The following is a 14,708-nucleotide window of genomic DNA, read 5'->3' as shown; positions in this document are numbered from 1 at the left end:
CGCTTGGGTGGGCCCGGGGTGCAGTGGCGTTTCCGTGGTGAAAGGGATCGGCCGGACGGGTGAGGCGGTCGTTTCCGCGCTGTTCCCGGTGGTGGGCGGGGGGCTAGAAACCGGTGCATGATCACGAACCTCGTACGGCGCGGTCTGCCCGCGCTCGCTCTCGCCCTCCTGCCCGTCATGGCCTCCGTGCCGACCGCGGACGCCTCCGCCGTCGCCTCCGGCAGCGCGCACGCCGCCGCCCGCAGCGACGCCCACTTCTACGCCCCCGCCACCCTCTACAGGAACCAGGCCTGGACCTCCGGCAACGGCCGGACCGTGCTCCGCGTCCAGGAGGACGGCAACTTCGTCCTCTACAAGGACGGCCGCGCCGCCTGGCAGGCCCCCAACGTGTGGCCCAAGGCCGACCGCGCCGTGATGCAGGAGGACGGCAACTTCGTGGTCTACGACAGCTCCGGCCGGCCCGTCTGGGCCGCCGGCACCTGGCACAAGGGCCGCTACCTCGCCGTCCAGGACGACGGCAACGCGGTCGTCTACGACGCCTCCGGCCGCCCCGTCTGGGCCACCAACACCGGCGACTGACCCGCACCCGACGCGGCCGGAACGCGCCAAGGGCCCCGTCCGGCGATCGGACGGGGCCCTCGTGACGTGTGAGGCGGGATCAGCCACCGCACTGGCAGGGGGCACCGGACTGGCAGCCGCAGCCGCAGCCCGAGCCGCAGCCGCAGGCCGCGAGCAGCGGTAGGCGCAGCGGCTCCGGCCGGGGCGGCTGCTCCTGTTCCGGAGTGATGGGGACAGGGGAATCGGGCATGGTGCCTCCTCGCAGGCGGCGTACGGGAAGTCGTGGTGCCTTCGCCTCATTCATGCCCAGCCACACCGGCGCGTCAACGGCGCATTGGGGCTCGGTCCCGTAATGCCCCCGCGACGGCCCCCGGACCGTCAGACGCCCTCGTCCGGCGTCGGCTGCTGGAGCTCGTCCGCGTGCTCGCCCGTCACCAGGTACACGACACGCTTGGCCACCGACACCGCGTGGTCGGCGAAACGCTCGTAGTAGCGGCCCAGCAGCGTCACGTCGACGGCCGTCTCGATGCCGTGCTTCCAGCGGTCGTCCATCAGGTGCTGGAACAGCGTGCGGTGCAGCTGGTCCATCTCGTCGTCGTCCTGCTCCAGCTGGAGCGCGAGGTCCACGTCCTTGGTGATGATCACCTCGGCCGCCTTCGCCATCAGCCGCTGCGCCAGCTGCCCCATCTCCAGGATCGTGGCGTGCAGGTCACGCGGCACCGCCGTGTCCGGGAAGCGCAGCCGCGCCAGCTTCGCCACGTGCTGCGCCAGGTCGCCCGAACGCTCCAGGTCGGCGCTCATGCGCAGCGAGGTGACGACGATGCGCAGGTCGGTGGCGACCGGCTGCTGGCGGGCCAGCAGGGCGATGGCACGCGCTTCGAGGTCGTGCTGGAGGTCGTCCACCTTCTGGTCGGCGGCGATGACGCTCTCCGCGAGCTTCAGGTCGGCGTCCAGCATGGAGGTGGTGGCCCGCCCGATCGCGGAACCGACGAGCCGGGCCATCTCGACCAGGCTCTCTCCGATCGAGTCCAGTTCCTCGTGGTACGCGTCGCGCATGGTGGTGTCCCTCTCTTACCGCTCTTACTGCCTTCTCGGCTGCTGCGTGGCCTTCTTGCCCCACGTTGACACGTTCGGCCCCCAACGCGTCCGACTCCGGCACCACAAGTGAATCAACCCCGTCGCCAGGGTGAACTCTGGGCGACGACTGTTCGAGGTGCCACCCGAACGGCTGTGGAAGTGTCGTTCTGCCTGCTTAACCTGGATACATGGACGTGAACGCGGCGGTCGCCGCAGCTGCCGCGATCGCCGGTCTTTGCACCGGTGTGATCGCGATGCTGGCGTTCCGCTGGAGCGAGCGCGACCAGGCCCGCCCCACCCGGAGCTCCATGCGCCCCGACATCAACGCCGTGCTCCCGCCCGGCGTGGACACGGTGCTGTCCGTACTGCGCTCCTCCGCCGTCGTCCTCGACGAGGGGGACGCCGTCGTCAAGGCCAGCTCGGCGGCGTACGCCCTCGGACTGGTGCGCGGCGGCAAACTCGCCGTCGAGCCCATGCTCCACATGGCCCGCGACACCCGCCGCGACGGCGAGATACGCCAGATCGAGCTCGACCTGCCCCGGCGCGGCACCGGCCGCGGCGAGGCCCTCGCCGTCTCCGCCCGCGTCGCGCCCCTGGGCTCGCGCCTGGTGCTCCTGCTCGTCGAGGACCTCACCGAGGCCCGCCGCATCGAGGCGGTGCGCCGCGACTTCGTCGCGAACGTGTCGCACGAGCTGAAGACCCCGGTCGGGGCGATCTCCCTGCTCTCGGAGGCCGTCATGGACGCCTGCGACGACCCCGAGGCGGTCAGCCGCTTCGCGGGCCGCATGCAGATCGAGTCGACCCGGCTGATCAACCTCGTACAGGAGCTCATCGACCTCTCCCGGGTGCAGAACGACGACCCGCTGGAGGACGCCGAACCCGTACGGGTCGACACGCTCGTGGCCGAGGCCATCGACCGCTGCCGGCACACGGCCACCTCCAAGCAGATCACCATGGCCTCGGGCGGCACCGCCGACCTGCGGGTCTGGGGCAACCGCGGCCAGCTCGCGGCGGCCCTGGGGAACCTGGTGGAGAACGCCGTCAACTACAGCCCGGCCCGCACCCGCGTCGGCATCGCCGCACGCCGGGTCACCGCGCCGGGCGGCGACCTGATCGAGGTGGCCGTGACCGACCAGGGCATCGGCATCCCGGAGAAGGACCGCGAGCGCATCTTCGAGCGCTTCTACCGCGTCGACCCGGCCCGCTCCCGCGCCACCGGCGGAACCGGACTCGGCCTCGCGATCGTGAAGCACGTCGCGGCCTCGCACGGCGGTGAGGTGTCGGTCTGGAGCTCGGAGGGTCAGGGCTCCACCTTCACCCTGCGCCTGCCCGAGGCCGCCGCCCCAGCCGCGCCCGCCACTCCCGCCACCCCCGCCGCTCCCGCACCGGCCGCCGAGCCCGCCGGGCCCGCGCCGGCCCCCGAGACCGTCCCACCCCTGACCGAACCAGAACCCGTCGTTCCTGCCCCGGAGGTCCTTCCGTGACCCGAGTGCTCGTCGTAGAGGATGAGGAATCCTTCAGCGACGCCCTGTCCTACATGCTCCGCAAGGAAGGCTTCGAGGTCGCCATCGCCGCGACGGGCCCCGACGGGCTCGACGAGTTCGAGCGCAACGGCGCCGACCTCGTCCTCCTGGACCTCATGCTGCCCGGCCTGCCGGGCACCGAGGTCTGCCGGCAGCTGCGCGGCCGCTCCAACGTCCCCGTGATCATGGTGACGGCCAAGGACAGCGAGATCGACAAGGTCGTCGGGCTGGAGATAGGAGCCGACGACTACGTCACCAAGCCCTTCTCCTCCCGCGAGCTGGTCGCCCGCATCCGCGCGGTCCTGCGCCGCCGCGGCGAGCCGGAGGAGGTCACCCCGGCGGCCCTGGAGGCCGGACCCGTACGGATGGACGTGGACCGGCACGTGGTCACCGTCGCCGGGGCCAAGGTGGACCTGCCGCTGAAGGAGTTCGACCTCCTGGAGATGCTGCTGCGCAACGCCGGTCGCGTACTGACCCGCATGCAGCTGATCGACCGGGTGTGGGGCGCGGACTACGTCGGCGACACCAAGACCCTCGACGTCCACGTCAAGCGCCTGCGCGCCAAGATCGAACCGGACCCGGGCGCGCCCCGCTACCTGGTCACGGTGCGCGGCCTGGGCTACAAGTTCGAGCCGTAGACCGTAGGGTTTCGAGCCGTCCTCCCCGCGGCTTCGACCGTGGACGGGGTCCGTGGACGGGTTCCGTGGACGCGGTGGTCCGTGAGCCGTCCGTGAACCACCCGTACGGGAACCCGCGCGCGGGCGCGTACGCCGGAGCGGGTGCGCCGCAGGGCGTACGCGGGGACCGAGAACGGAGAACCGGGAACGGAAAACGGAGAAGGGCCCCCGGCCGCAGCGGCCGGGGGCCCTTCCTCGTGGTGGTGCGGCGGCTCAGTGGCCGGCGGCGCGCGACGGGGAGCCGGACGGCGAACCCGACGGGGCGCCCGCGGGGGTGCCCGAGGCGCCGGCGGACGGGGTGCCCGAGGCGGCGGCACCGGACGGGGCGCCGGACGGCGAGCCCGAGGGGGTGCCCGACGGGGACGCGGCCGGCGGGGCCGGGGCCTCGGTCGGACCGTACTGCGCGTACATGCCCGTGCTCGGGACGATGAAGGCGTCCAGCGCCACGTCGCCGGTGCGGCTCAGCTGGAAGACGAGCTCCTGGACGTCGCCGTTCTTCACCGCCTCGTTGCCGCCCTCGACGACCGCGCTGGCGTTGTTCTTGCCGCCGATCACGACGGAGCCGCCGGCCGGGACGGTGACCTTGCCGGCGCCCTCGGCGCCCTTCAGGGCGACCTTGGCCTTGGCACCCTTGAGGGTGATCGAGTCCAGCGTCTGGGGGGCGTCGCCGGCGTTGAAGACGGTCGCCGAGACGACGGCGGCCCCCTTCTTGCCCTTCTCGCCCTGGGTGATCACCAGTGCGTTCTGGATCTTGATGTCGCCCTTGGTGACGGCGGCGTTGTCCGGCTTGATCTGGAGAGTCTGCGCGTCGTTGCCCGCGCCGCACGCTGCGAGCGAGGCGATCGAGAACACGACGGCGGAAGCGGCGAGGGCGCCGCGTCGAAGGCTGCGGCTCACGGCGGCGGCAACTCCTAGGACGTACGGACGGGACGGTGGGCTCTCGGGACGGCCGAGGTAAAGCCGCCCTAAGGGTGTGTCAGCGCGCTTAGGTTACCGAGCCGCCGCCCCGCCCCCGCACCCGACCCTCCGCAGCGCACGCGGCACGCTGCGCCGTGTGGCCCGCACGCGGGCGATCTTGCATTCCGATATCCCGCGCCGATCGCCCCGGTGATCAATTTCCGGAATCCCCGGAAGGCCGCTCCGTGATCAATTCCGGGATTGGGCCGGATCCGGATCCGTACAGGTGGCCGCCAGTCGAACGGAGTACGTCGGTTTCCGGTCCAGTAATCCGGCAAAACGGGACGTACGTCACACTCGTGGGCTCGTCCGTCAGGTGTAACGTGGTCGTTTCGCCCGGTCCGCACAGCGCCTCCGACCTGCGAATACCCCTCTCCGGAAGCCTCCCGCAGCACGTTCGTGTCGCTGTTGTCAAGCCCCGAGATGTGCCCTGACCTGCGAAAACGCCATTCATAACAGTCCGTTCTCGTGTTACCCTGGATAGCCACGGAAGGGGTACCTGTCACATGACGTTCAAGGTTGGCGACACCGTGGTCTATCCCCATCACGGGGCCGCGCTGATCGAGGCCATCGAAACTCGCCAGATCAAAGGCGTGGACAAGACCTACTTGGTGCTCAAGGTCGCCCAGGGCGACCTGACGGTTCGTGTGCCTGCGGACAATGCGGAGTTCGTCGGTGTTCGCGACGTAGTCGGCCAGGACGGGCTGGACCGGGTCTTCGAGGTGCTTCGCGCACCGTACGCAGAAGAGCCGACGAACTGGTCCCGGCGCTACAAGGCAAATCTGGAGAAGCTCGCTTCTGGCGATGTCATCAAGGTCGCCGAAGTGGTGCGTGACCTGTGGCGTCGTGAGCGCGAGCGCGGACTGTCCGCGGGTGAGAAGCGCATGCTCGCGAAGGCTCGCCAGATTCTGGTCAGCGAGCTCGCGCTCGCCGAAAACACGAACGAGGACAAGGCCGAGGCCCTCCTCGACGAGGTTCTCGCGTCCTGACGCGTCGAACCGAACAGCATGCCGCGGTGCCCGATGGCAAGCCCTCTCCCCTACGAGAGGGCTCGTTGCCGGGCGCTGCGGCATGTCCGGCCCCGGATCCCGACCCCGGATGCCGGCCCGCATCCCGGTCCCGGTGGTCCGGTCTTCCTCTCCACACACCACCGACCGTCTCCGACACGATCCTCCGTGTCTGACACGATCGGCATCTTCTGGCGTGCCGAGTCCGGTCAGCCTGCTCGTCCGGTCGTCACGGAAGGGGCGAGGGGCGTCGCACCCGGCACCCTTCGGCCATACCCATGTCGGCCGAAGCCACAAACCTGGCCCGGAGCTACTGATGTCTGACGAAACGCGCCCGCACCGCACCGCCGCGGTGATCCCGGCCGCCGGCCGCGGGGTACGCCTCGGCCCCGGCGCCCCCAAGGCGCTGCGGTCCCTCGGCGGCACGCCGATGCTCATCCACGCCGTCCGCGCCATGGCCCGCTCCCGCGCGGTCTCCCTCGTCGTGGTCGTCGCCCCGTCCGACGGCGCCGCCGAGGTGCGCCACATGCTCGACGAACACGCCCTGCCCGACCGCACCGAACTGCTGGTCGTCCCCGGGGGCGAGACCCGCCAGGAATCCGTCCGCGCCGGCCTCGACGCCCTGCCCGCGGACGTCACCTCCGTCCTCATCCACGACGCGGCCCGCCCCCTGGTGCCCGTCGACACCGTCGACGCCGTCGTCGAGGCCGTCCGCGCGGGCGCCCCCGCCGTGGTCCCCGCCCTGCCGCTCGCCGACACCGTCAAGGAGGTCGAGCCCGGCGCGCCCGGCGCCCCCGAACCGGTCGTCGCCACCCCCGAACGGGCCCGACTGCGCGCCGTACAGACCCCGCAGGGCTTCGACGTCACCACCCTGCTGCACGCCCACGACACCATCGCCCTCGCCGGCGAGGGCGCCACCGACGACGCGGGCATGGTGGAACGCACCGGGGTCACCGTCGTGGTCGTCCCCGGCCACGAAGAGGCCTTCAAGGTCACCCGCCCGCTCGACCTGGTCCTCGCCGAGGCCGTACTCGCCCGCAGGAGGGCCACCGATGCCTACTAGCCACCGCCCCGCCCCCCTGATCCCGCTCGTCGGCATCGGGACCGACGTCCACGCCTTCGAGACGGGCCGCGAACTGTGGTGCGCGGGCCTGCTGTGGGAAGGGGAAGACGGCCTCGCCGGCCACTCCGACGGCGACGTCGCCGCCCACGCCGCCTGCGACGCCCTCTTCTCCGCCGCCGGCGTCGGCGACCTCGGCGCGCACTTCGGCACCTCCCGCCCCGAGTGGTCCGGCGCCGCCGGTGTCACCCTCCTGGCCGAGGCCGCCCGGATCGTGCGCGCCGAGGGCTTCGAGATCGGCAACATCGCGATCCAGGTGATCGGCGTCCGCCCGAAGATCGGCAAGCGGCGCGAAGAAGCGCAGAAGGCGCTCGCCGCCGCCGCGGGCGCCCCCGTCTCCGTCTCCGGAACCACCACCGACGGACTCGGGCTGACCGGCCGCGCCGAGGGCCTCGCCGCCATCGCCACCGCCCTCGTCTACCGGACGAACCCGAACTGACCACGGCGTACGCCCACAACCCGGTCGGCCCCGACGGCGCACGCCCACCGTCCGGAAGCCGCCACTTCGGAAACAATGCCGCCCCGCGCCCCCCAAGGGTCGCGGGGCACTCCCCTACGCGCACTACCCTGGATGCCGTGACTATTCGCCTGTACGACACCAGCGCCCGGCAGATCCGCGACTTCTCCCCGCTCGTTCCGGGCTGCGTCTCGATCTACCTCTGTGGCGCCACCGTGCAGGCGGCCCCGCACATCGGGCACATCCGGTCCTACCTGAACTTCGACGTCATGCGCCGCTGGTTCGCCTACCGCGGCTACGACGTCACCTTCATCCGCAACGTCACCGACATCGACGACAAGATCATCACGAAGTCGGCCGAGCAGGGCCGCCCCTGGTGGTCCATCGGATACGAGAACGAGCAGGCCTTCAACACCGGGTACGACGCCCTCGGCTGCCTGCGGCCCACCTACGAGCCGCGCGCCACCGGCCACGTCCCCGAGATGATCGAGATGATGCGCGGCCTGATCGAGCGCGGCCACGCCTACGAGTCGGACGGCAACGTCTACTTCGACGTGCGCTCCTTCCCCGGCTACCTGAGCCTGTCCAACCAGGAGCTCGACAACCTGCTCCAGCCCTCCTCCGAGGGCGAGACCGGCAAGCGCGACCCCCGCGACTTCGCCATGTGGAAGAACGCCAAGCCCGGCGAGCCCTCCTGGGAGACCCCCTGGGGCCGCGGCCGCCCGGGCTGGCACCTCGAATGCTCCGCCATGGCCCACAAGTACCTCGGCGAGGCCTTCGACATCCACGGCGGCGGCCTGGACCTGATCTTCCCGCACCACGAGAACGAGATCGCCCAGGCCAAGGCCTTCGGCGACGAGTTCGCGAAGTACTGGGTGCACAACGCCTGGGTCACCATGTCCGGCGAGAAGATGTCCAAGTCGCTGGGCAACTCGGTGCTCGTCTCCGAGATGGTCAAGCAGTGGCGCCCGATCGTCCTGCGCTACTACCTCGGCACCCCGCACTACCGCTCGATGATCGAGTACAGCGAGGAGGCCCTGCGCGAGGCGGAGTCCGCCTTCGCCCGCATCGAGGGCTTCTACCAGCGCGTCATCGAGAAGGCGGGCGGGCCCGTCGAGGCCGCCGCCGAGGTGCCGCCGGCCTTCGCCGAGGCCATGGACGACGACCTCGGCGTCCCGCAGGCGCTGGCCATCGTCCACACCACCGTCCGCCAGGGAAACAGCGCCCTCGCCGCCGACGACAAGGACGCCGCCATCGCGCGCCTGTCGGAGGTACGGGCCATGCTGGCCGTCCTCGGCCTCGACCCGCTCGACCCGCACTGGGCCGGCGAGACCGACCGCGGCGAGGAACTGCACGGAGCCGTCGACACGCTCGTACGCCTCGTCCTGGAGCAGCGCGAATCCGCGCGCGCCCGCAAGGACTGGGCGACCGCCGACGCGATCCGCGACCAGCTCCAGCAGTCCGGCCTGGTCATCGAGGACAGCCCCACGGGACCGCGCTGGACGCTCGGCCCGCGCTGAGCCGGCCGGAGCATCCGATGGTGCCGCCCGGCGCTCCGGGCGGCACACTCTTCATACGTACATATCGCAGCACCAACGAAAACAGGTAGAGGTCATGGCCGGGAACAGCCAGCGCAGGAACCGCCGCACGTCCAACAAGAAGGGCGCCACGGTCGGCAGCGGTGGCCAGCGGCGCAAGGGCCTGGAGGGCAAGGGCCCGACCCCCAAGGCCGAGGACCGCAAGAAGCACAAGGCCAACCGCATCGCCAACGCCATGGCCCGCCAGGCCGCCAAGCGCCGCCCGGCCCCCCGCCGCGGCGGCCCCAAGGGCACCAGCGAGATGGTCGTCGGCCGCAACCCCGTCTTCGAGGCCCTGCGCGACGGCGTCCCCGCCACCACCCTCTACGTCCAGCAGTTCATCGACAACGACGAGCGCGTCCGCGAAGCCCTCCAGCTCGCCTCCGAGCGCGGCAACATCAACCTGATGGAAGCCCCGCGCCCCGAGCTCGACCGCATGACGAACGGCCTCAACCACCAGGGCATGGTCCTCCAGGTCCCGCCCTACGAGTACGCCCACCCCGAGGACCTCACCGCCGACGCCTACGACAACGGCGACGACCCTCTCATCGTCGCCCTCGACGGCGTCACCGACCCGCGCAACCTCGGCGCCATCGTCCGCTCCGTCTCCGCCTTCGGCGGCCACGGCGTGGTCATCCCCGAGCGCCGCGCCGCCGGCATGACCGCCGGCGCCTGGAAGACCTCGGCCGGCACCGCAGCCCGCACCCCCGTCGCCCGCGTCACCAACCTGACCCGCGCCCTCCAGGAGTACAAGAAGGCCGGCATCGCCATCGTCGGCCTCGCCGCCGAAGGCACCCACGAGGTCCAGGACCTCGAAGCGCTCGGCGGCCCCGTCGTCATCGTCGTCGGCTCCGAGGGCAAGGGCCTCGGCCGCCTCGTCGGCGAGAACTGCGACTACCTCGTCCGCATCCCGATGCCCGGTGGCGCCGAATCCCTCAACGCCGGCGTCGCCGCCGGCGTCGTCCTCTACGAGGCCGCCCGCCGCCGCGCCGTCCAGGGCCGCGTCTGAGCGTCCCCCACCGGGGTGACCCCTTGATCCACTCGGCTCAGGGGAAGTGACCCGTGAGCGTGTCGCCCCGCCCCTTCCGGGCGGGGCGACTTGATCTTGACGGGTCTCGGACAGATCCCTGCTGTCAAGGCAGTGTCCTAAACACTGATCACTCGGTTAGATGAGTGTGGACACCAGAACGTCAGGGTTCGACGACCAGCCCGCGCTGAGCATGGTCAAGGTGCCGTGCGACCCCGCACAGGTCATCGTCAACCACGCCAGCTTCCGCGTGCGGCTCGCACCGAGCCCGAGCGCGCGTTCCAAGCCCGCGAATGCCCCCGGCCTCGCACCCCTCGCCGGCGCCGCCGTCGCGGCAGCCGCCGGAGCCACCCGCCGCCGGGCCCCCGTCGTCTGGAGCGGCAAATCCGCCCCCGGAGACGCGGCGGCCATGGGCGGACTCCTCCAGGCCGTACGGGAGGCCGGCCGCGGCCACGACGAGTTCGACGGCGGAGCCACCCAGACCATCCCCCGGGTCGACCTCGCACACGACCTCACCGAAGACACCCTCGCCACCCCCACCGTCATCGGCCAACAACGCAGCTACGGCGACCCGGACGAAACCCGCCCCCTCGCCGCCGTACGCGACCTCCCCCGCGGCCCCCACGGCACACGGCCCGGCGGACACGACCCCCGGTACACCCCCCACCGCGGGGGCCCCGACCCGGACCACACCACCCGCCGCACCGCCACCGACCCCCGCGCCCAGGCCCCCTACTACCCCGGCCGCCGCATGAACCTCGGCGTCGTGCTGCTCCCGCTGCGCGTCTTCCTCGGCTTCATCTCCATCTACGCCGGCATGGGCAAACTCTGCGACCCCGTCTACTTCGACGGCGGCGAACGCGGCTCCATGGTCACCTGGCTCCAGACCCTCCACCCCTGGGCCCTCGCCGAACCCCTGCGCGACTTCGCCCTCGCCCACCCCGTCGGCGCCGGCCTCACCGTCGCCTTCCTCCAGGTCATCGTCGGCGTCCTCACCGTCTTCGGCCTCTGGCAGCGCTTCGCCGCCTGCATCGGCGCCCTGCTCTCCGCCGCCCTCCTCATGACGGTCAGCTGGAAGACCGTCCCCGCCTACGACGCGCCCGACATCATCTACCTCGCCGCCTGGAGCCCCCTCATCATCGCGGGCGCCCCCGTCTACTCCCTCGACGGACGCCTCTCCGGCGAAGCCTGGCGCACCCTCGGCCCCCGCACCGAAGTCTGGCGACTGCGCCGACGCGTCCTGCGCCGCGGCGCCGTCATGGCCACCGTCGTCTGCGGACTCACCCTCCTCATCGGCTCCCTCCTCGGCGGCGCCGTCCGCTCCAGCACCGTCGTCACCGTCCCCGGACCCGGCCAGGCCCCCAGCAACTACCTGCCCGGCACCCCCCTCCCGCAGCCCGCCGGCGACAAGCGACCCACCGCACCGCAACAGCGCCAGCAGCCCTCCAAGCAGACCACCCCCTCCGCGACCCCCTCCGGAACCCCCTCCAAGCCCGCACGCGGCACCGCCGGCACCACCACCCGCGAAAGCGCCGGCACCGGCACCGGCAACGGAACCGGCGCCTCCAGCACCCCCAAGAGCGGCACCGGCACCGGCACCGGACAGAGCCCGCGCAGCACCACCCCCAAGCAGTCCAGCCCCCAACAGCAGCCCTCCTCCACCTCCGGCAGCCGCAACGGCGGCGACACCCCCACCAAGAAGCCCGGCCTCGTCGGCGGCCTCCTCGGCTGACCCCCACCCACCCCGACACCGAAAGGGCCCGGCACGCCAACAGCGCGCCGGGCCCTTCCGCACACCCCCACCACGAAGCCTCAGACGCCGCTGTGCGCCGCCAACTCCCGCGCAGCCTCCGCCAGGTCCTTCACCGTGTCGATCGCCCGCCAGTAAGCCCCCTGCGGCAGCGGATACCCCGCCAACCGCCGCTCCCGGGCCAGCCGCGGAAACGTCGTCCGCTCGTGATCCCCCAAATCCGGCAACAACGAAGCGAATTCGGGCGCGAACACATACACCCCGGCGTTGATCGGATAAGGCGACGGCGGAGCCTCGATGAAATCCACCACCTGCCCGAACTCGTTCGTCTCCACCACCCCCCACGGAATCCGCGGCCGCGCCAACGCCAACGTCGCCGTCGCCCCCCGCTCCACATGGAACGCCGCCATGTCGCGCAACGGGAAACGCGTCCACACATCACCGTTCGTCGCGTACCAAGGCCGATCACCCCAAGGCAACCGCCGCGCCGCGAACTTGAGCCCACCCCCACGCCCCAACGGCTCCTCCTCCACCACCGTCGTCACCCGCAACGGCAACGACGCCCCCGCCAACCACTCCTGCAACACCTCGGCCAGATGCCCACACGACACCACCGCATCCGTCACCCCCTCCGCCGCCAACCACGCCAACTGGTGCCCGATGATCGGCAACCCCGTCCCCGGAATCTCGACCATCGGCTTCGGCCGATCGTCCGTAAACGGACGCAGCCGCGAACCCTGGCCCCCCGCCAGCACGACAGCCTGGGTGGGAAGGGCCGGGAACGCGGCCGCGCAAACATTCGACTCGGGTGAAACGGAAGGGACTTCGGTCATGCCCGTCAGCGTAGGGACGGCCCCTGCCCCGGCGGCGGCAGGCGCGTCGGCGGACGACCCGCGTCAGCCCATCGAGGCGACGCCGGTGGCGTACGAGGTGTCACACACGGGACGCGCGAACGACTGCGCCTTCGTGGGACCGTAGGCATCGACGGCGGCCCGGCCCAGGGCCCGCGCGATACCCACGCAGTGCTCGGCGAGCGAAGGCCGCCGATCCACCTCCTGCTGGAGGTGCGTGAGAACGGCTCCCGGCTCCTGCCCCTGCTGGAGCTCACCCAGCAACTTGTCGCGCAGCACGTCATGCGCGGCACGCGGCTTCGCGGGAACGGACACGTCCTCGGCGGACGCGGTCAGGATCTGAGAGGGGGAATTGTCCGCCCAAGGGACCATCGTGACCGCGAGGGTCCCGGACAGGACCAGGACGACGGGCAGGACCAGGGCGAGGGAACGGCCGATACGGCGGGCAGTGTGGGTCACGAGGGCGAGAGTAGCGCTCGGTGAAGATTTGGCGACATTTAGTCACCCGGTCGGGGGATGGTTCGACGTGGCTTTTCGATTCAAGGGTTGACGACTACGGCCGAATGGCCCGCTCTGCCGGGGTTTCGTACGCCCGTTGAACACCCCACCCCACACCCCACCCCACACCCCACCCCCAACTCACGCGAACGGGGCGCCCCTTGGCGGGACGCCCCGAACACCCAAAACGACCCGTCAGTTGGACAGACGCGCCCCGGACGACGTCGAGAACACGTGGATCTCGTCCGCACGCGGCACCACGTGCAGCGACGAACCCTTCTCCGGCACCTGACGACCACCCACGCGCACCACGATGTCCTGAGCCTTCTCCGAACCCACCGCCGCACTGCCGTACACGTAACCGTCCGCGCCCAGCTCCTCGACCACGTTCACCGTGATCGTCAGACCACCGGTCTCCGCGACGTCGAAGTGCTCCGGACGCACGCCCACCGTCACCGTACGGTCACCGGCGTCCGCCGCCGCCGACAGCGCCTCACGCGACACCGGCACCACACTGTCACCGAACCGCACACCACCATCGGTGATCGGCACCTCCACCAGGTTCATCGCCGGAGAACCGATGAATCCCGCCACGAACAGGTTCGCCGGACGGTCGTACATGTTCCGCGGCGTGTCCACCTGCTGGAGCAGACCGTCCTTGAGCACCGCCACGCGGTCACCCATCGTCATCGCCTCGACCTGGTCGTGCGTCACGTAGACCGTGGTGATCCCCAGATCCCGCTGCAACGCCGCGATCTGCGTACGCGTGGACACGCGCAGCTTGGCGTCCAGGTTCGACAGCGGCTCGTCCATGAGGAAGACTTGCGGCTTGCGGACGATGGCACGCCCCATCGCGACGCGCTGACGCTGACCACCCGAGAGGGCCTTCGGCTTGCGGTCGAGGTAGGTGGTGAGGTCCAGCATCTTGGCCGCCTCCTCCACCTTGCGGCGGATGGTGGCCTTGTCCTCACCGGCGATCTTGAGCGCGAAGCCCATGTTGTCGGCGACGGTCATGTGCGGGTACAGCGCGTAGTTCTGGAACACCATCGCGATGTCCCGGTCCTTCGGCGGCAGGTGCGTGACGTCGCGGTCACCGATGCGGATGGCACCGCCGTTGACGTCCTCCAGACCCGCGAGCATGCGCAGGGAGGTCGACTTGCCGCAGCCGGAGGGCCCGACGAGGACGAGGAACTCGCCGTCCTCGATCTCCAGCTCCAGCTGGTCGACGGCGGGCTTGTCGCCGCCGGGGTAAAGCCGGGTCGCCTTGTCGAAAGTGACAGAAGCCATGGTGATGAATCCCTTCTACCGGCAGGAACGTGCCGGACGATCCGAGTGGAAGGTCTAGTCCAGTGCCCTGGACTCCGCCCGACGCTACCCGGCCGAGTCCGTTCTGTCAGTACCCGGGGGTCGTGACGTCGGTCCAGGTCGGTCGGCGGAGCGGTTGCCTTGTGGCTCCAGCTGCCAGAGCACCCCACTTTTGGCCTGGGGTGCCTGTGACACCTCACCGCCCTCGCGAGCGGTGCTTCCTGCTTCGACGCCCGTCGCCGGCCGGCGCGCCCCTGGGGGACGCACACGGACGGTCTTACACGGACTCCACAGGCATGACGGCCGACAGCCCATCGGTCCGTA

The 14,708-nt window shown here is 71.0% G+C and carries 15 protein-coding genes; 9 read left to right on the top strand and 6 right to left on the bottom strand.

The annotated features are described in order from the left end of the window. Window positions 1-117 precede the first annotated feature (117 nt). A complete protein-coding gene (locus AB0D01_RS14850; RefSeq protein WP_363055545.1) occupies window positions 118-579 on the top strand; it encodes a hypothetical protein in 462 nt (153 codons plus the stop codon). 79 nt (window positions 580-658) lie between these two features. Here AB0D01_RS14850 and AB0D01_RS14845 read toward each other — a convergent pair whose 3' ends face one another. Both AB0D01_RS14845 and phoU read right to left on the bottom strand, forming a co-directional pair. Continuing rightward, window positions 659-808 carry a hypothetical protein gene (locus AB0D01_RS14845; RefSeq protein ID WP_167344738.1) on the bottom strand — a complete coding sequence of 50 codons (150 nt, stop codon included), beginning with the start codon at window positions 806-808 and terminating at the stop codon, window positions 659-661. A gap of 128 nt (window positions 809-936) precedes the next feature. Then, complete coding sequence (gene phoU, locus AB0D01_RS14840) at window positions 937-1,614, bottom strand: phosphate signaling complex protein PhoU (RefSeq protein WP_363055544.1); 678 nt, start codon at window positions 1,612-1,614, stop codon at window positions 937-939. Window positions 1,615-1,823: 209 nt separating this feature from the next. On the opposite strand from phoU, the gene AB0D01_RS14835 reads away from it, so the two are divergent. Next, window positions 1,824-3,119 carry an ATP-binding protein gene (locus AB0D01_RS14835; RefSeq protein ID WP_363055543.1) on the top strand — a complete coding sequence of 432 codons (1,296 nt, stop codon included), beginning with the start codon at window positions 1,824-1,826 and terminating at the stop codon, window positions 3,117-3,119. Further along, complete coding sequence (locus AB0D01_RS14830; RefSeq protein WP_007265514.1) at window positions 3,116-3,796, top strand: response regulator transcription factor; 681 nt, start codon at window positions 3,116-3,118, stop codon at window positions 3,794-3,796. Before AB0D01_RS14835 ends, AB0D01_RS14830 begins: the two co-directional genes overlap by 4 nt. Before the next feature lie 252 nt (window positions 3,797-4,048). Here the strand turns inward: AB0D01_RS14830 and AB0D01_RS14825 are convergent, their stop codons facing one another. Then, on the bottom strand, window positions 4,049-4,732 hold the full coding sequence (locus AB0D01_RS14825) for a DUF461 domain-containing protein (RefSeq protein ID WP_363055542.1): 684 nt from the start codon (window positions 4,730-4,732) through the stop codon (window positions 4,049-4,051). 566 nt (window positions 4,733-5,298) lie between these two features. Here AB0D01_RS14825 and AB0D01_RS14820 point away from each other — a divergent pair. The 6 genes from AB0D01_RS14820 to AB0D01_RS14795 all read left to right on the top strand — a co-directional run bounded on the left by AB0D01_RS14820 (window position 5,299) and on the right by AB0D01_RS14795 (window position 11,712). Further along, window positions 5,299-5,781, top strand: a complete 483-nt coding sequence (locus AB0D01_RS14820; RefSeq protein WP_003953493.1) for a CarD family transcriptional regulator — start codon at window positions 5,299-5,301, stop codon at window positions 5,779-5,781. Window positions 5,782-6,115: 334 nt separating this feature from the next. Beyond that, on the top strand, window positions 6,116-6,862 hold the full coding sequence (gene ispD, locus AB0D01_RS14815; RefSeq protein ID WP_363055541.1) for a 2-C-methyl-D-erythritol 4-phosphate cytidylyltransferase: 747 nt from the start codon (window positions 6,116-6,118) through the stop codon (window positions 6,860-6,862). Further along, complete coding sequence (ispF, locus tag AB0D01_RS14810; protein WP_363055540.1) at window positions 6,852-7,358, top strand: 2-C-methyl-D-erythritol 2,4-cyclodiphosphate synthase; 507 nt, start codon at window positions 6,852-6,854, stop codon at window positions 7,356-7,358. Before ispD ends, ispF begins: the two co-directional genes overlap by 11 nt. 137 nt (window positions 7,359-7,495) lie before the next feature. Further along, the gene (gene cysS, locus AB0D01_RS14805; protein ID WP_363055539.1) at window positions 7,496-8,896 is read left to right on the top strand and encodes a cysteine--tRNA ligase; all 1,401 of its coding nucleotides are present in this window, start codon (window positions 7,496-7,498) and stop codon (window positions 8,894-8,896) included. Between the two features lie 94 nt (window positions 8,897-8,990). Next, window positions 8,991-9,962 carry a 23S rRNA (guanosine(2251)-2'-O)-methyltransferase RlmB gene (gene rlmB, locus AB0D01_RS14800; RefSeq protein WP_363055538.1) on the top strand — a complete coding sequence of 324 codons (972 nt, stop codon included), beginning with the start codon at window positions 8,991-8,993 and terminating at the stop codon, window positions 9,960-9,962. 160 nt (window positions 9,963-10,122) lie between these two features. Then, window positions 10,123-11,712: a DoxX family membrane protein gene (locus tag AB0D01_RS14795; protein WP_363055537.1), complete on the top strand. Its 1,590-nt coding sequence runs from the start codon at window positions 10,123-10,125 to the stop codon at window positions 11,710-11,712. Between the two features lie 80 nt (window positions 11,713-11,792). Here AB0D01_RS14795 and AB0D01_RS14790 read toward each other — a convergent pair whose 3' ends face one another. The 3 genes from AB0D01_RS14790 to ugpC all read right to left on the bottom strand — a co-directional run bounded on the left by AB0D01_RS14790 (window position 11,793) and on the right by ugpC (window position 14,366). Further along, window positions 11,793-12,563 (bottom strand): nucleotidyltransferase family protein, encoded by a 771-nt coding sequence (locus tag AB0D01_RS14790; protein WP_363055536.1) that lies wholly within the window; start codon window positions 12,561-12,563, stop codon window positions 11,793-11,795. A gap of 63 nt (window positions 12,564-12,626) precedes the next feature. Next, a complete protein-coding gene (locus AB0D01_RS14785) occupies window positions 12,627-13,040 on the bottom strand; it encodes a hypothetical protein (RefSeq protein WP_363055535.1) in 414 nt (137 codons plus the stop codon). 234 nt (window positions 13,041-13,274) lie between these two features. Further along, window positions 13,275-14,366 (bottom strand): sn-glycerol-3-phosphate ABC transporter ATP-binding protein UgpC, encoded by a 1,092-nt coding sequence (ugpC, locus tag AB0D01_RS14780; protein WP_363055534.1) that lies wholly within the window; start codon window positions 14,364-14,366, stop codon window positions 13,275-13,277. Window positions 14,367-14,708: the final 342 nt, after the last annotated feature.

Source organism: Streptomyces sp. NPDC048606, from assembly GCF_040650855.1.
In the GTDB taxonomy this organism is placed as follows: domain Bacteria; phylum Actinomycetota; class Actinomycetes; order Streptomycetales; family Streptomycetaceae; genus Streptomyces.
Note: the sequence above shows the minus strand (reverse complement) of the source record. Positions and strands in the feature narration are given on the sequence as shown.